Annotated in this window: 16 protein-coding genes and 1 riboswitch; of the genes, 10 read left to right on the plus strand and 6 right to left on the minus strand. The window is 33.6% G+C overall.

What is annotated here, in order from left to right; translation table 11 throughout:
- Positions 1 to 91 precede the first annotated feature (91 nt).
- The 3 genes from FC80_RS08930 (at position 92) to FC80_RS08940 (ending at position 1,989) form a co-directional block, all read left to right on the plus strand.
- A complete protein-coding gene (locus FC80_RS08930) occupies positions 92 to 529 on the plus strand; it encodes a helix-turn-helix domain-containing protein (protein WP_057829795.1) in 438 nt (145 codons plus the stop codon).
- Between the two features lie 96 nt (positions 530 to 625).
- Complete coding sequence (locus FC80_RS08935; protein ID WP_057829796.1) at positions 626 to 1,348, plus strand: TerC family protein; 723 nt, start codon at positions 626 to 628, stop codon at positions 1,346 to 1,348.
- Positions 1,349 to 1,439: 91 nt separating this feature from the next.
- Positions 1,440 to 1,486: riboswitch (PreQ1 riboswitch) on the plus strand.
- An 11-nt stretch (positions 1,487 to 1,497) separates the two neighbouring features.
- Complete coding sequence (locus FC80_RS08940) at positions 1,498 to 1,989, plus strand: QueT transporter family protein (RefSeq protein ID WP_057829797.1); 492 nt, start codon at positions 1,498 to 1,500, stop codon at positions 1,987 to 1,989.
- 129 nt (positions 1,990 to 2,118) lie between these two features.
- Here FC80_RS08940 and FC80_RS08945 read toward each other — a convergent pair whose 3' ends face one another.
- The 5 genes from FC80_RS08945 to FC80_RS08965 all read right to left on the minus strand — a co-directional run bounded on the left by FC80_RS08945 (position 2,119) and on the right by FC80_RS08965 (position 9,049).
- Entirely contained in the window at positions 2,119 to 2,472 is a 354-nt protein-coding gene (locus tag FC80_RS08945) for a VOC family protein (RefSeq protein WP_057829798.1), read from the minus strand.
- A 30-nt stretch (positions 2,473 to 2,502) separates the two neighbouring features.
- The gene (locus FC80_RS08950; protein ID WP_057829799.1) at positions 2,503 to 3,810 is read right to left on the minus strand and encodes an MATE family efflux transporter; all 1,308 of its coding nucleotides are present in this window, start codon (positions 3,808 to 3,810) and stop codon (positions 2,503 to 2,505) included.
- A gap of 305 nt (positions 3,811 to 4,115) precedes the next feature.
- Positions 4,116 to 5,015 carry a proline iminopeptidase-family hydrolase gene (locus FC80_RS08955; protein WP_057829800.1) on the minus strand — a complete coding sequence of 300 codons (900 nt, stop codon included), beginning with the start codon at positions 5,013 to 5,015 and terminating at the stop codon, positions 4,116 to 4,118.
- A 59-nt stretch (positions 5,016 to 5,074) separates the two neighbouring features.
- Positions 5,075 to 7,501 (minus strand): Xaa-Pro dipeptidyl-peptidase, encoded by a 2,427-nt coding sequence (locus FC80_RS08960; RefSeq protein ID WP_057829801.1) that lies wholly within the window; start codon positions 7,499 to 7,501, stop codon positions 5,075 to 5,077.
- Between the two features lie 159 nt (positions 7,502 to 7,660).
- Positions 7,661 to 9,049, minus strand: coding sequence for an amino acid permease (locus FC80_RS08965; RefSeq protein ID WP_057829802.1), 1,389 nt, complete (start codon positions 9,047 to 9,049; stop codon positions 7,661 to 7,663).
- Positions 9,050 to 9,309: 260 nt separating this feature from the next.
- On the opposite strand from FC80_RS08965, the gene FC80_RS08970 reads away from it, so the two are divergent.
- The 4 genes from FC80_RS08970 (at position 9,310) to FC80_RS08985 (ending at position 11,714) form a co-directional block, all read left to right on the plus strand.
- Positions 9,310 to 9,870, plus strand: a complete 561-nt coding sequence (locus FC80_RS08970) for a guanylate kinase (protein ID WP_057829803.1) — start codon at positions 9,310 to 9,312, stop codon at positions 9,868 to 9,870.
- 61 nt (positions 9,871 to 9,931) lie between these two features.
- Complete coding sequence (locus FC80_RS08975; protein WP_057829804.1) at positions 9,932 to 10,375, plus strand: Fur family transcriptional regulator; 444 nt, start codon at positions 9,932 to 9,934, stop codon at positions 10,373 to 10,375.
- A gap of 61 nt (positions 10,376 to 10,436) precedes the next feature.
- The gene (locus FC80_RS08980) at positions 10,437 to 10,889 is read left to right on the plus strand and encodes a hypothetical protein (RefSeq protein ID WP_057829805.1); all 453 of its coding nucleotides are present in this window, start codon (positions 10,437 to 10,439) and stop codon (positions 10,887 to 10,889) included.
- 15 nt (positions 10,890 to 10,904) lie between these two features.
- Positions 10,905 to 11,714 (plus strand): DUF6681 family protein, encoded by an 810-nt coding sequence (locus FC80_RS08985; RefSeq protein WP_057829806.1) that lies wholly within the window; start codon positions 10,905 to 10,907, stop codon positions 11,712 to 11,714.
- A gap of 270 nt (positions 11,715 to 11,984) precedes the next feature.
- Here the strand turns inward: FC80_RS08985 and hflX are convergent, their stop codons facing one another.
- Entirely contained in the window at positions 11,985 to 13,268 is a 1,284-nt protein-coding gene (gene hflX, locus FC80_RS08990) for a GTPase HflX (RefSeq protein ID WP_057829807.1), read from the minus strand.
- Positions 13,269 to 13,659: 391 nt separating this feature from the next.
- On the opposite strand from hflX, the gene FC80_RS08995 reads away from it, so the two are divergent.
- The 3 genes from FC80_RS08995 to FC80_RS09005 all read left to right on the plus strand — a co-directional run bounded on the left by FC80_RS08995 (position 13,660) and on the right by FC80_RS09005 (position 17,400).
- Positions 13,660 to 15,285: a peptide ABC transporter substrate-binding protein gene (locus FC80_RS08995; protein ID WP_057829808.1), complete on the plus strand. Its 1,626-nt coding sequence runs from the start codon at positions 13,660 to 13,662 to the stop codon at positions 15,283 to 15,285.
- A 155-nt stretch (positions 15,286 to 15,440) separates the two neighbouring features.
- Positions 15,441 to 16,370 (plus strand): oligopeptide ABC transporter permease, encoded by a 930-nt coding sequence (gene opp3b, locus FC80_RS09000; RefSeq protein ID WP_057829809.1) that lies wholly within the window; start codon positions 15,441 to 15,443, stop codon positions 16,368 to 16,370.
- A gap of 4 nt (positions 16,371 to 16,374) precedes the next feature.
- Complete coding sequence (locus tag FC80_RS09005) at positions 16,375 to 17,400, plus strand: ABC transporter permease (RefSeq protein ID WP_057829810.1); 1,026 nt, start codon at positions 16,375 to 16,377, stop codon at positions 17,398 to 17,400.
- The last annotated feature ends 3 nt before the right edge of the window (positions 17,401 to 17,403 follow it).

Below are 17,403 nucleotides of genomic sequence, written 5' to 3' on the forward strand. Positions count from 1 at the left end.
TATCACCAATCTTCCATTAAATTATGGATTTTTAATTATTTTAGTACTTATGATTTTCTAAGTAAATTAAAATAGCAAAGGAGAGATAAAAATGTTTCCTGAACAATTAAAAGCTTTACGTAAGGGTAGTGGGTATACACTATCACAGTTGGCAAATGAATTAAACAAATTAGAATTAGATGACCAGCTAAATGTACATCCTAATTCTGGACCACAAATAGGGAGTTGGGAGCGTGGAATCAATACTCCGTCTTATTATGAGGTTATGAAATTAGCAATTTTTTTTGATGTATCAATGGACTTTATTGTAGGTAGAATTAATCAGCAGATTGATATTGAAAAAATTTTTGCAGCGAATAACAACTTAATTTTTGATGGAAAACACCTTTCAGGAAAAGAACGTGCTGAAAGCTACAATCTCTTAAAGGGTTATTTTGTAGGGAAAGAAATTAAAATGGGGCAAAGGCAAAGTGAATTGAATAGTCGCGAATACAAGGAAATTTCATTTAGACTTGGAGAAAAAAAGTAGAGAACTGGAAGGCCTAACCAAGAAGTTTAATTGAATACTGTAATGTGTTAAGATTAATTCAATTGATAGAATTGTAAATTATAGGGGGATTTGTGGTTGGAAATTGTTTCTAAGTTGTATGGGCCATTTTTTGATGTTGAAAATTGGAAGTTGGTAATTGAATCTGGAAGTGATTGGCTTGTTATTTTATCACTTGCATTAATAGAATGTCTTCTGTCTGTGGATAATGCCATTGTTTTGGCTGCACAGACAAAGGTTTTACCGACAAAAGAAGAACAAGAAAAATCTTTGTTCTTTGGGTTGTGGGGTGCATATGTTTTTCGGTTTCTAATCATTGGTATTGGAACTTATTTAATTAATTTTTGGGAAATTAAGATAATAGGTGCTGGGTATTTATTTTATTTAGCAGGTTCGCATTTCTATCATATGTATCATCCAGTAAGTAAGACAAAAAAATCAAAAAAATTGAAATTATTACCTTTATTTTGGTCAGTTGTAATTTCTATTGAATTAATGGATATTGTGTTTTCAATTGATTCTGTATTGGCTTCGCTAGCAATTTCTACGAATCCTGTAATTGTTTTAATAGGTGGGATGATTGGAATCTTATGCATGCGCGGAATTGCAGAAATAATTATCAAGTTGATGGAAATTATTCCAGAACTTGAAGTAATGGCATATGCTTTAATTGGTTTAATTGCAATAAAACTATTTATTTCGATTCCAATGATAGATATTGAGATACCTGCACCATTATTTGCGGGAATTGTTTTATTAGCAATTATTATCACATTTATTGTGAATCGAGTGCGTAGATAAAAATATTTATAATTAGTAAGGAGTTTGGGGTGAGTATTTTGCCTTGAACTCTTTTTATTTGTCTAAATTTTTGGTACAATCATAAGCAGTGTCAATGGTGGTTCGCAAAAATCCCACCAAATAAAAAACTAGAAAGAGGTACTACTTAGATGCAAAGTTCACACGAAAAGACAGTGGGGATTATTAAAGTTGGATTAGTGGCTGCAATGTATGTTGTTTTGACATTGGCTGTTCCCGGGTTGTCATATGGCCCTATCCAATTCAGAGTTTCAGAAACTTTGAATAATCTTGCAGTGTTCAATAAACGTTATATTTGGGCCTTAACGATTGGCTGTGTAATAGCTAATCTTTGGTCTAGCCTAGGAATGGTTGATGTTGTTTTTGGTTCATTAGGTACATTGATTATGACAACTATTAGCTATTGGTTAAGTAAGTATGCAAAAACAAAAATTACAAAATTAACAATTAGTGTAATTGTATGTACACTTTCAATGTGGAGTGTTGCGCTTGAACTATACTTAATTAGCCATGCGCCATTTTGGGAAACATACTTGACAGTTGCATTGGGCGAATTGGGAGCATTGATTTTAGGAGCAGTTGTTATTGGGATAGCTAGTCTAAGAATTAATTTAGAAAAATAGTAGATAGCATTATTTCGGATATAAGCATACAAAAAAGGACTGGGTCAAATTTATATGATCTAGTCCTTAATTTTTATTGTTTTGGAAATTGCGAGCAAAGCAGTTTTTAAATATTGATAGTTTTAGTGTCTACAAAGCTACAATTTCAATAGTATTTGTATCGTAGTCTTGAACAATAATAATATTTTTTTTGCTAGTAGAATCTGTATTGCTAATTGTATCAATAATAGGGATATAATAATTTGCTAAATGATTTAGGACATCTGGTAATGGTGTACTAGTAGCAATGGAGAAATTGATTGATTTTTCTTTATTTGTGGATTTGGACAAGGTTAACTTCAATTGTTGATGGCCACATCTAAGAGTAACTTGTTGTGTGTTTTCAGAAATAATAGGTAAATCGAAAACTTCGTGGTAAAAGCGTTTAGCTCGTGCTATATCGGCAACTTCTAAAGTAAGAGAATCAATTCCTTTAATATTCATTAGGTAACACTCCTTAATAAAAATAGTATATCATTTAATTCTTTTGGGTAATGTATTCTGTAAAAAAATTATTCCACATAAGGAGACGATAAATTCTGTGAAAGGAACGCTTAACCAAACCCCAGTTACTCCAAATGAGTATCCTAAAATTACGATTGAAGGAAGTAAGATTAGATAGCCGCGTAAAATAGAAATGAAAAAGGAAAGTTTTGGTTGATTAATTGACACAAAAAAGAGCATGGTATTTATATTGATTCCTGAAAAAAAAGTACTTAAAAAATAGAATGGAATACCATAACTAGCATATATTACTAATAAATGGCTATGTGCATTATTAAAAATATTAATTACCGGATACTTGAAGGCAACAAGAAAACAGTAACATACTAACGCTATGATTATACATGTAGATAAACTAGAGTGAATCAATTTTTTGACATTAATCCAATTGTTTTTTCCGTATTCACGAGCAACAAGGGGTTGCATGCCAAAAGAAACGCCATTGAAAAAAGCTAAAACAATAATGGAGATATTGGTAATAACACCATAAGCGGCAACTTCGTAGTTACCACCTATTTTTAATAAAACAATATTGAAAACGAATATACTTATACCCGTACTCATCTCAGTCAATAATGAAGGGAAACCAAGCCTGGTTACTGATTTAACTAAACTTATATTAGGAAATTTTAGTTTTAACGTCAACTCTCTTTTTGGGAAAAAACGATGATTTGTAAGAATAAGGAGGCTGATTAATGGTGCAAAAAGTGTTGCAAATGCAGCACCGTTCATCCCCCAACCAAAACCAAAAACAAAAATGTAATCAATTATTACAACAAAGCCAGTTTCTGAAAGTGTAGCAAACATCGTTAATTTGGGATTTCCATCGTTTCTAATAAAATTTACAGAAATGTAGTTTGCGATGAATAAGGGAGCTGCAAAAGAAATAATTTTAAGATACGAAGCAGCAACGTTAATTGTTTGCGAATTAGCCCCCATGATATATAGAAGTTGATAGGTAAAGGTGTTTGCAACAATTATGAAGAAAATTCCCACAAGAATTCCAAGAATAAGCAATTGACCATAGAGTGTCTCATTGGGTTTAGTTTCTTTGTTCATTGAATAAATTGTTGCTCCACCAATTCCAAACATCAAACCAACGGAATTAAAAAGGTTAAAAATAGGTAAGACAATATTTAAGGCAGCAAGTCCAATTGCACCAGCAGCAAGTGCAATGAACAACGTATCAATAATTACATATAGTGAGAGCCCTAGGGAAGCTAAGATATTTTTAAGTGTGTAATTTCCAAACTCTCTAATAATTCCATTTTTTTCCAAGAAAATATTCTCCTTGACATTAGTTATTCTAGATTCAGTATATCAAAGTGAATATTAACATTCTAGAATTCTGAGAAGTTGCCCATAATCAATATAAACTAGAGAACTAATAAAAAAGTTGCAGATTAATATAATATTGAATTTAAGTTATGACGTATAGTTTGGATAAAAAGTAACAAAAAACCCTATAAATTTTAGCAATATTTGCTAATACTTATAGGGTTTTTAAATTAACATTAATTAAACCGGCTTTGCAATAATTTTTATCAACTAATAGCAAGAAACATTACTTAGACTTAAACTATTTAGAATGTTTGATTTTCAACATCGTTCAAGAATTTACTCAAGTGGGCAAAGTAAACAGGAGCATTATCAATCATATGATGGTGTCCGCCATTTGGTGTTGTTTCGAGTCGAGCATTTGGAATTGTTTCAGCCATTCTTTTGGCTGTGGCAAGAGGCATTGTTTCATGTTCCCCATAAGTAATTAGTGTGGGAACTTGTATTTTATGAATATCTGCCCGGCGATCCCAGCCTTTCATCTTACCTGTGACAACAAATTCATTATCACCTTGGAAATAGTTATACACGGGTGTTGCCATAGTATTGGTAAGGTGAGAAATAGCAGGTGGCTGCAGACGGTCAACGTAGCCGCGGTTTAGTTTATCAATTAAATCCTGATAACGATGATTTTCATAATCATTATTTGCTTCACAATTTTTCATGAATTCAAGCTCAGAACTCGAAAACTCTTTTTCACGAATTTTATTGATATTATCGACATATTCTTCAATATTGTCAGTCATACTTGAGATAATAATTCCTTTTAAATGCTCTGGATATTTAAGAGCATATTCTTGAGTTAAAATACCTCCCCAAGATTGTCCAATCAAATAAAAGTTTTCGAGCCCAAGTTTTTGTCGAACCTCTTCAACCTCATCTATGAAATAATCCATATTCAAAAATTTATCAACATTTTCTTGAATAGTGAAGTCTGGTTGGTCTGAGTACCAAGACCCTAGTTGATCATACATTGTAACTTGAACACCAATATTTACTAGCTTATCAGCAAAGTTATCATAGTATTCATGATTGCCACCGGGGCCGCCATGAAGGCAGAGCAATTTAATATTGCCGTGACCTTCTGTATGTGTCCAGAGATGATATCCGTTGTCTAATGTCAAAATAGTAGTGCCTTGCTTCATTTATTCCACCTAGTTTCTTTAACAATATGTTAATAATAACACTTAGAACGGGGGGATGTTTACTCATTTTCAATATCCTCAAATTTAATTTTTAGACTACTACTTGAAAGCTGTATCGAGTAAGATTGTTGTTCATTGCCGCGAACAGTCATACGCATATCTGTAGCATAGACAACAAGTCCTAATTGATGATTTTTAGGTATTTTATAGAATGTTGGTTGGAGATTCAAGGAAACCTGATAGAAACTATTTGGGAGTAGTTCGTCATTTTTCCATAGAGATGTTCGATTTTGTAAGTTTATGTGTCCTACAGAAATCATTTTCCAAGGAGTCACGCTATCTAGTGTGAATTCGGTTAAGTTGTCTTCGCGCCAATGGTATCCTAAACCAAGTGTTTTTCTCCCCAAAATTGAAGGCGTTGATTTCAAACGTTTAGATGCCCCATAATCTACTAACATAAAACTTAGTAGCCCATGATCCTTATTGGTTGCAACATTAACAGTTACTTCAGGTGTACCACGTAGTAAAACATCTTTTTTTAAAATTGCTGACTTAAAAATTAGGCGATTGTTTTTAAGCGGAGATTTTTCAACTTGAAGCAAATGCTTTTTCCAAAGAGTATGGTTTGTTGAATATAATTTAAAATCTTCTGTAGATAGATAATCCTGAAAAGTAGCTGCACTAGCCTGTAAGTCAGTGTTTCTAGAAACTAATTCATGTTGTTGTAAGATTAATTCTTCAGCTTTTTTTGTGGTATTCCAATCAGAATAACTTTTCCAAGTTTCAGGCTTGAGGTTATCTTGAACCAGTACATCTGGTAGAACGTCAGCTGCATTATTAGAAACGTCATATAATTTATATGACAGCCACAGATTCATCATATCTGTGAAATCTAATGAACGAAAACTATTGATATAGATATGCTGTCCTTGATGTAATATGATTTTATGGTTAACTGGCAATTTTTTTAACTCGTTCCACAAATTATATGCATTACGTGGTTTAACGTTCCAATCATTTAAGCCATGGACCATAATAATATCTGCTTTGATATTTTGAACGCTTTTTAGGTAATTGCGTGCATCCCAAAATTTGTTGTAATTACCACTTGAACGATCCTGATCATGTGTAATTTGGTTTAATTTTGAATTAAAGAAATTACTAACTTTTAAATAATCACCTGCTTGTTTTTTACGACTAAAACATTCTAGTGCCAGTACATCGGCATCTTCACCAGGGAATCCACCTGGTGCCACGACTAAACCACCCTCACGATAGTAGTCGTACCAATTTGAAATCGCAGCTTCAGAGATAATCGTTTTTAAACCAGCGACACCAGTGGTAGCAGCAGCAGTTGCTAGAGTTCCAAGATAGGATCTACCGGTCATCGCAATTGAGTTGTTGCACCACCAAGCTTTAATTTGAATATTATCAGTTTTGTTTGTAAAAGCAACACGTTGATTATTCAACCATTCAATAACAGCAACGGTTGAAGAAGTTTCTTCTTCTGAGCCACAGGTTCTGATACCATCTGAATCCATCGTACCAATTCCTGCTGCATAGACCGCGGCAAACCCTCTTGCAAGAAAGTAATCATTCAAAGTGTATGATGCCTCACGATTAAAGGTTTCACTAGCTTGGGTTGTTTCAGAAATTATAGATCTTGGGCTAGGAAGATCTTGTTTGGGCGTGTGCCATTCAACATCTTTATAAGTTGTGTTGTTTTCCTTTTTATGCTTTAGGGCAACATCCATTTGATGCATTAGTGCATCGCCATCTTCATCATTTGTCCCTTGGTTGTAGGGACTAGCAGTATATAATGCAGGTACTTTGAGCCCAGCATTTGTTTCTGCTGGTCTGATAACTTCCACTTTAAGTAAATCGAGCTTATCATCTTGGTCGGTATCTAATGAAGATTCAACATAAACAACTTCACGAATTAATTTATCGGTATCAAATACTGGTTGAGCTTTACCATTAAAAAATATGGGACTGCTAGTTTTTCCATAGAATTGTACAAAAAATCCTTTGGTTGCTAATACATCAATTAATAATTGCCCATTTTTTGTATGAGTACATAAGAGTTCATACCAAGCAGAAAGTAATTCATTGGTGTTTGAAATTTGTTTGCAAAAAGGAAGATTAATTTTTCTCATCGCTTCTAAAGGGTCCAAAAAATTAAAATCAATTGTAGGCGAAAAATCTAGTAATTGCAACGCAACGTTATAAAAGGCTGTTACTGAAAAGTTTTTCTGTGCAATATATGTAGTAAGGTCAGTAGTTTCATCTGCTAAAAAAGTAGAAAGTTTTTCTAACTTAGAACTTTCAGTAAGGGCTTCAGGGAATGCCTTAGTGATTAATAATTGCCATAAATTAACAATGTTTTTTTCAAGCAGTGTTTGGTCAGTTATATAGTTAATACGTTTGAGTTCTTCAATCTTTTGTGAAAATGATGTTTGAATGTGAGCAAACTGGTTATTTTTCAAAATACTGCCTCCTAAAATCTGTTCTTTAATGCTTGATTATACAATATAAATCAACAATTGAAAAAGAGTGTAAAAAAAGCACAGTGATTTCCCCTAGATATCGCAAGAAACAGTGCTTTTTGGAATTTTTTTAATGGCTGAATAACAACTTGCTTGTTGCTACATTGAAATTTTGCTGTGCTTTATACCATAAACGAAATAAATAACCATGCCGATAATAAACCAAATAATTGACGTAATCCACGTTTCAATTGAAAGTTGCGTCATCATTGCGAGACATAAAAATCCTGAAAGTAAAGGTAAAACAGGGTAGAATGGAACTTTAAAACCATCGTGTGAAATGTCAGTTCGTTTACGTAAAGGAAGTACTCCAAATGAAATAAGTGTAAAGGCAATCAAAGTACCAATATTTACAAGATTTGCAAGCTGGTTAAGAGAAACTAAGCCTCCTAGTGTAGCAATAATAATTGTAACTATTAGCATGCTGTTATTAGGAGTATGACTTTTTTTATTTATTTTTCCAAGAAAATCTGGTAGTAGACCATCGCGACCAATTGAATAAATTAAGCGTGAACTACTATAAATCATCGTGACCATCATAGTAAACATCCCTGCTAGGGCACCAATTGAGATTATGGCAGCTATCCAATTTTGATTGACAGCTTGTAATGCAAAGGCCACGGGGTCTGCAACATTTAATTTTTTATAAGAAACTATCCCAGTTAAAACAACAGAAACGAGAATATAGAGAATTGTACAAATTAACAAGGTACCTAAAATTCCTAGGGGCATGTTTTTTCTAGGATTTTTAACTTCGGCAGCTGATGCAGAGACGGCATCAAAACCGAGGTATGCAAAAAAAACTGAGGTTGCTCCTACAAATATTCCTTTGACACCAAAAGGCATGAATGGCTGCCAGTTATGGGGTTTGATATAGAAAGTTCCAACAATAAGAAAGAGTGCAATAATAATCAATTTTATTAATACGATAAGATTATTGATTTTGATTGAGGATTTGACGCCTCTAGTTAGCATAAAAGAAATTAAAATAACAATTAAGACTGCAAATAAATTGATATAAGTTCCATTATTAGGATCAAAGTTACCACTAATAGCTTTAGGTATTTGAATACCAAAACCATCCAGAAAAGATTTGAAATAAGCTGCCCAACCAGTTGAAACAGCTGCGACAGCAAGCATATATTCAAGAATTAAGGCCCAACCAAGAAACCAACCAATAATTTCACCAAAAACGACATTGCCAAATGAGTATGCACTGCCTGCGACAGGTAGCGCGGCAGAAAATTCGGCGTAACAAAGTGCAGCCATTGAACAGACAATTGCAGCAAGAATAAAAGATATAACAATGCTAGGACCACTGTGAAGAGCAGCTACAGTTCCAGGGAGAATGAAAATACCTGCACCAATTACTGCGCCAATTCCCAGTGAGATAAGATCAATAGCATTTAATGTTTTCACAAAGTGCTTGTCTTTATCAATGTAACGCGATAAACTTTCTTTACGAAAAATTCGTTTTTTTAAATTCAAAAGAAATCCCCCATTTTTTCTTTGTTTAACAAACATTACTTGATGATAAACGAATATTAAGCGATATGTCAATTCGCGAAATTAATTGAGATTCAATTGTACTTAATATTTTACAAACGTGTGAAAAATATTGAATTATTATTTTTCTTATCTTTCTTATCTTTTCCATAGTAATGAATAGGGGTAATTATTATAATTAAGGTAACAAATAAAATAAATGTTGGAATGTAGGCAGTTTTTAACGAAGAATGGATGGAAAAATGCAAAGGTTAATAATAATATGTGGAGCAACAGGTTCTGGCAAAACTACAATTCAGAATTATCTGGCAAGTAAATATGGTTTTGAACGTGTGATTACGCATACCACTCGGGCACCTAGAAAGGGTGAAGAAGACAAAAAAGACTATTATTTTGAGTCTGAAGAAAGTTTTCTCAAAAATCATTTTGTTGAGCAAGTGAAATATGCTGGATTTCAATATGGTTCTTCACATGAAGGACTTAAAAGAGCTTTTGAGAAGTCAAAGACGGCTACCATTATACTGGATACCCAAGGTGCAATAAGTTATACAAAAATTGTGGCTGCTTTTGAAATGATATTTTGGTATATAGAAGTACCCAGTGAAAAACAACTTGAAATGCGAATTTTAAATCGGGGCCAGTCTGAAGAAGAAGTAAAAAAGAGATTGGCCAGTGTGGAAGCAAGAAGGGATATGAAAATCCCACAAAATTTAGAGCCATTTTGTGAAATAATTGAGAATGCTCTTTGGAAGGATACTAAAAGAAAGATTGATAAATTATTAGAATTTGGTAGGGATAATTAGAAATGAATACAGATTTATTGTACCATTAAATCGTAATGACTATCTTTTATGGAGGAAGAAAATGATTGATATAGCGGTAAAAATATTACAAAAAAATAATTATAAGATAACTAAACAACGAAAAAGCATGCTTGAATATCTCAGCCATTTTCAAGATCAATATGTTAATGTGGCCGCTGTTGATAGATATATGCATGAAATCTATCCTGGAATGAGTCATAATACAATCTATCGAAATATCAAGGAGTTTGAAGAAGTAGGAATAATTGAACAACGAACGCGGGATGGAGTTGCATGTGTCAAATATCAGTGTGATTTTGTACATTTGCATCATCATCATTTTATCTGTAAAAAATGTGGAAAAGTTCAAGAGGTTCAGATGTGTCCTTTAGATTATTTTGAAGAACAACTACCGGGATGTCAGATTGATGATCATCACTTTGAATTATATGGAACCTGTGCAGATTGTATAAGATTAGGGAAAGACTACACGGAGAGTTGTTAATTAAAGTAGATATCCTTTAGAATAGTAATATAAATTATTTTTAGGAAATGGAGCGAAAAAAATGGCATATCGAACGCCACCATTCATTACACCGTTCGCCGTGATGTCGATAGTTTTAGCTCTTGGAGCTACCAACGTCGCAGTGAATACTGTAACAAACACAAATGAAGGACGGACTGTTACTAATAGTTCAACAGTTGATAGGTCTCAAAATGAAACAAGTTCTGTTAGTACGAGTCAATCAAGTAGTAGTTCACAAAGCAGTGAACTTTCCAGTAGTTCTTCCGAAGAGCTTTCTTCAGATAGCAGTGAAATTAGTAGTAGCTCTACTACGCGAAGTAGTGAAGATTCTGAGTCAAATAGCAGTTCTTCTTCAACAAATGATAATGAACAACAAAACCAAAATGACAGTAGTTCAAGTAATGCAACTTCCACTAATGACACAAATGGTACAGCACAAGATAATCAGACAAACGAAGTAAGCTCAAGTGCTCAATCAACAAAGACTGAATAGAAAGGAGGTTTTCGTGTGTTTAGTTTAATTGGTCTTATTAATAGTTATTTGGGATATATTAATATAAATGTGAAATTAAAAAATCGAGTATATACATTGTTAGGAACAATTGGGAATTTTTATATACTGTATGTAGCTTATCAATTTTTTATGAATGGATTTTTGGGTAGAGGATTGCTCTTTATTTTAGCCTTTCTTGTTTTGGCATATTTCTCATATTTGAATATTTTTTATTATTTTACACACAAAAAAGCACGGTTGGATTTTTCTCCATGGCTTGAAAAAAAATTGGGAATGAAACCAAAAGAAGAAATACAGCAAAAATCTAATTTGCGTAATGCTGGATATGTTCAAACTAACGGGATTTTTGATAATGAAAAAATGTTGCCTGCTACGATTAAAGGGGATAAAAAACAACAAGACAATCTAAGAGAGATTGTGACTGAGTTAGAAAAACAAGGATATCTTAATTTAAACTTCGGTGGTTTGTCAGAAGAACAGCAATTCAAGATGGCAAGATCAAACAAAAATGGAATAAATGCATTATTAGAACCAGTTGCACTCCCTTATTTTGAATTGGAAAAGCAAGGGTCTAATTATATTGTATTGGGTGGAATAAATCCATTGGAGAAAAAGGAGTTAGGTGAGCTGACCAGAATTGGATTGACACCTATTGCTGATTTGGATAGGAGATATGAAATCTATTTAGCGGCTGTCGTAATACAAGGTGGGATTCATAAATTTGCAGGAAGATCTTCTTTGGTTTCAGAAGAAGAAACCTTTAGTTTGGGTGTTCAAGTAGCGTATAAGGAAAACTTCACTTAGAATACTTGCTATCTTAAACATACTTACTATAACACGAGTTTCTTAGTGGATTTTATGTTTTAGGATATGCTGTGCATATCTACTGAGCACTACAAGGCTGGAGAGAAGAGTTTGTTAGCTTTAAGTTAATATGAAATTGCATAAAAAACCGTCTTTAAAAAGTTGATGATGTAAGGCTTTTTAAAGGCGGTTGTTGTATATAAAGAACTAAAAAATGAGTAGATTTTAAAGTGACTCCCAAGCCTAGTGAAAGAAAATTTTTGAAAATTACTAAATTTCTTCAGCAGAAGTTTTATTTTCATCTGGATTCCAACTAAATTTGGAATAATACTTTGCTTGAATAGGAGAAACTTCTGCAGTAACAATACTACCTTTAGCAGTATATTCTGTCTTAAGTACATTCGCTTTGGAATTTAAACTTTCAAGATACGCACCAGAAGTAAAAGGAATTAGAAATTTCATTTTTTGATATCCGGGAAACAGGCTTTTTTTAATTAAAGAAGCCAATTCCTGTAAGGAAGATTCATCGCGAGCACTGTAGGTGAGGTTTAATCCTTCAACTGTTGGGAACTCCAATGAAATTTTATCTGCTTTATTGTAAGCATAAATCATTGTTTTATGGCCAATTTCTAATTCTTCAAGTGTTTTATTAGTTGTTGAAATCATTTCTTTCAGATGGGGGTCGGAAACATCAATTACTTGGATTAATAAGTCAGCATCCCGCACCTCGGCTAATGTTGATTTGAAAGCTTCAATAAGGTTATGAGGTAACTTACTTACGAACCCAACTGTGTCACTTAAAAGGAATTTTTTGTTGTCAGAAAAGCTTAAACTTCTAACTGAGGTGTCTAGGGTTGCAAAAAGCATATCCTTTTCAAAAACTTGTTTCTTTTCATCCTCTGAAAATAACGAAAGCAGGCCATTCATAGTTGTAGATTTACCTGCATTTGTGTATCCAACTAATGCAACACTAGGCAAATCTGAATTTCGTCTAGACTTACTTTTAATTTCAAATTCTTTATCGATTTCTTTTAACTCATGAGATAAAAAAGAAATTCTTTTTTGCAACGTTCTTTTGTTTAATTCGAGTTTTGTTTCACCGGCACCACGGTTCGCTAATGCTCCGCTAGCACTTTGTTGATCTAACTTGATGTCTGGTGCCACACGTAGGCGGGGCATTTTGTATTTTAAGCGTGCAATTTCGACTTGAATTTGTGCTTCTTTTGAGTGTGCTCGATTTGAAAAAATTTCTAAAATTAGTTCTGTTCGGTCTAAGACTGAGATTGCAGCATCTTTTTCTAGATTTCTAATTTGGGTAGGTGAAAGTTCATCATTGAGAATTAGAAATTGAGCATTTGTTTCACGTGCAATTTCAGCAATTTCAGCAATCTTTCCCTTGCCAAGATAGGTAGCAGATACAGGCTTTTGTAGTCGTTGGCGAACATCTGCAACAACGGACATACTGTTTGCTTTAGCAAGTTCTGCTAATTCATCCATAAGGTAATCAAAATTTTCTTGTTGGGCTTCAATGCCTGCAGTAATAACTGGTATCATTGTAAATCCCTCCTTTACTAGTGACTTCAGTATAACATTTATCCAGGTAGACATGTAGTCATACAAAATAAAATAGAAAAGGTAGGAGAAGAGAAAATCTTAAACAAAAAAGTAAATATTAGAAAATGAATAGAAAATGTATACAATATTTAATTTTTGGAGAAGTATATTTGCTTTATAAAAAAAAGAAGGGTTTTTCTTTGGAAACTTAATTTTAGTGCCTTTTTTATTTAATAAAATTAAAAAATTAGACGAAAGTATATTTTAAATGTGTAATAAATATGAATAAAGTAAGAAATTATACTTGTATTTAATTTAATTATAATATAGACTTTAAACACTGTTAAAAAAATAGTTTCAGTATACGAAACAAAAAAGGAGTAATAGCACGATGAAAATAAGTAAATTTGCTAAGCTCGGAGCAGCAGTTGCTTTATCAGCAGTATTTTTGGCAGCTTGTGGTTCTAAGAGCAGTTCAACGTCTTCAAGTCAAGTTCTTAATTGGAACGAGACTGCGGAGTTACCAACAATGGATTTATCAACAGCAACTGATGTTGTAAGTTTTGATACATTAAATAATACAAATGAAGGTTTGTATCGTTTAGGTAAGGATAGCAAGATTGAACCAGGTATTGCTACAAATACACAGGTATCTAACGATGGTATGAAGTATACATTTACTTTACGCAAAGATTCTAAATGGAGTAATGGTGATAAAGTTACTGCCAAAGATTTTGTATACAGTTGGCAAAGAACGGTTAACCCTAAGACAGCATCACAATATGCTTACTTGTTTAGTGGAATTTCAAATGCCGATGCTATTATGAATGGTAAAAAACCAGTTTCTTCTTTAGGTATTAAGGCGGAAGGTAACTACAAGTTAGTTGTTACCTTGGATAAGAAACTCCCATACTTTAAGTTATTAATGGGCTTCCCTGTATTCTTCCCACAAAGTGAAAAAGCGGTTAAGGAATATGGTAGCAAGTACGGTACAGCTTCGAAGTATATGGTATACAATGGACCATTTGAACTTACAAAATGGACAGGTTCTAACTTGAGCTGGACATTGAAGAAGAATAATGATTATTGGGACAAAAAGAATGTTAAGCTTTCAGCAATTAACTTTAAAGTTAATAAGAGTACAACAACTTCATATAACTTATATCAATCAGGTAAGTTAGATGAAACAAACTTGAGTGGTGAACAAGCTAAACAATTAGCTACTTCAAAAGAACTTGTTACTCGTCGTGGTGCTTCTACATTCTACTTACAATATAACCAAACAAAGAAGGAATTCCAAAATGCTGATATTCGTAAGGCTATCTCATTAGTTATTGATCGTAAGCAATTTGTGAATAAGGTTCTTGGAGATGGTTCTACTGTAGCTAAAGGTCTTGTATCAACAGGATTAGCTAAATTAAATGGTAAAGACTTTGCTGATGTTGCATCTGTCAAGAGTGCTGTTGAAACTAACCGTACAGAAGCTAAGAAATTATGGGCAGAAGGCTTGAAACAACTTGGTGTAACTTCATTGAACATTCAAATGCTTAGTGATGATACAGACTCTGCTAAGGATTCAACAGCCTTCTTACAAAGTCAAATTGAAGAAAACTTACCTGGTGCAAAGGTTTCCGTTTCAAATGTACCATTCAAGACTCGTTTAACACGTTCTACAAATGGTGATTTTGGAATTGTTATTTCTGGATGGGGCGCTGATTTTGCTGATCCAATTAGTTTCTTGGACCTCTTCACATCTGATAATGCTCAAAACAATGGTAAATGGAAGAATGCAGAATACGATAAGTTAATTGAAGCTTCTAAGACAACTGATGCTTCTAACACAACAAAACGTTGGAATGACTTAGTTAAGGCTCAAAAGATCTTATTGAATGATGAAGGAATTTCTCCATTATATCAACAAGCAACTGCAACTTTAGTTAAATCGAAAGTTAAGGGTGTAATCTATAACGCTGCTGGTGTTAACTACAACTTTAAGAATGCTTACATTGCAAAATAATTAGTTGAGTTAAAAAAATATTAGAAGCTAATTGGGGGATTAACTGAATATAGTTATCCCCCAATTGGCGTATAGAATAAAAATATATTATAATGTAAAATAAGTATTGTCTGTCATAGCTTTGGATTAAGAACTAGAATGTGAGGAAAAAAATAATGCGTAAATATCTTTTAAAGCGTGTCTTCTACATGGTATTGACGTTATTCCTAGTAGCAACAATCACTTTCTTTTTGATGAAATTGATGCCGGGAACACCGTACTCTAACCAGGAAAAGATGACACCACAGCAAATTCGAATTATGAACGAACAATATGGATTGAATAAGCCAGTTTGGTTACAGTATCTTATTTATCTAGGTGGTATGCTACACGGAGATTTGGGGACATCTTTCCAATATAGCAACCAACCAGTTTCATATTTAATTTCAAGTAGAATAGGAGCTTCAGCTCAACTAGGATTCCAAGCAATGGTTTTTGGTGTATTCTTTGGAATTATCATTGGTTCTATTGCAGCAATCAATCGCAACACTTGGATTGATACCTTATGTACAATTCTTTCTATTATTGGGAAGTCAGTGCCTAACTTTGTGTTAGCTGTGTTATTGCAATTTTATATCGCTCTTAAGCTAGGTTGGTTCCCAATTGCTGATTGGGGTGGATTCAGCTACACGGTCTTACCTACAATCGCTCTTGGAGTTGGACCATTGGCTGAGACTGCCCGTTTTATAAGAACGGGAATGGTAGATGTCTTAAATTCGGATTATATTGAACTTGCCAGAGCAAAAGGACTTACAAAGTTTGGTATAGTTTATCATCATGCCTTGAGAAATAGTTTAATACCTTTAGTAACATTGATAGGGCCATATACAGTTGCCCTTATGACAGGATCAATGGTTATTGAAAATATTTTCTCTATTCCAGGGATTGGGGAACAATTCGTTAAGTCAATAACAACGAATGATTATCCTACCATCATGGGTGTAACTATGTTGTTTTCAGCAGGACTAGTTGTTGTTATTTTATTAACAGATATCGTTTATGGAATTATTGACCCAAGGATTCGACTAAGTGGAAATGGAGATTAAGCAGATGGAAGAAAAAATTAAGTTAAGTCCAGATAGCTTCGAGGCTTTACCCAAAGCAGAAGAGTTAGATAATGAAAAAATTGCTGCTCCACCATTAACCTTTGTTCAAGATGCTTGGCGCCGACTTAAGAAAAATAAAGGTGCGTTTATCTCACTTTGGATTATTGTTTTGATGATGATTATAGCTTTTGGCTCAACACCTTTTATTGATCATAATTCATTAGTCAAATCGTCACCAAATTATGCTAATTTACCAGCTAAAATCCCTGGGATTTCAATTAATGGGTTTAACGGCAAGTTAAAAGTTTCTGGTCAATGGGTAGATGAGTACAAACAAAACAATATTCCTTCTGGTAAATATTTTGTTTTAGGAACTGATTATTTAGGAAGATCATTAGCGCAAAGAATAATTTATGGAACAAAAATCTCTCTAATTGTAGCTTTAGTGGCGACCTTTTTTGATTTAACGATAGGTGTTGCTTATGGTATTATTTCCGGTTGGAAAGGTGGGCGAGTTGATAATGTAATGCAGCGTATTATTGAAATCATCTCGTCGGTACCAAGTTTGGTTATTGTTGTTTTAATGTTGTTAGTTTTGAAGCCTGGGATGACATCAATTATTGCAGCGATTGCGATTTCAAGTTGGACAACGATGGCAAGAATGATTCGTGCGGAAACGCTCCAGCTTAAATCACAGGAATATGTTTTAGCAGCACGTTCATTGGGTGAATCAGCTCCTAAAATTGCTTGGAAGCATTTGGTACCAAATCTTTCGAGTATAATAATAATTCAAACGATGTACACCATTCCAACAGCCATATTCTTTGAAGCATTCTTGAGCTTTATCGGTATTGGAATAAGTGCACCTCAAACCTCTTTAGGGGTGTTGTTAAATGATGGGCAAAAGAACTTTCAGTTTTTACCATATCAAATGTGGTATCCCGCAATTGTATTGTGTGTATTAATGATTGCCTTTAACTTGTTAGGTGATGGGTTACGTGATGCATTCGATCCAAAAACTAGAAGGTAGGTG

The sequence above is a fragment of the Liquorilactobacillus cacaonum DSM 21116 genome (assembly GCF_001436735.1).
Taxonomy (GTDB): domain Bacteria; phylum Bacillota; class Bacilli; order Lactobacillales; family Lactobacillaceae; genus Liquorilactobacillus; species Liquorilactobacillus cacaonum.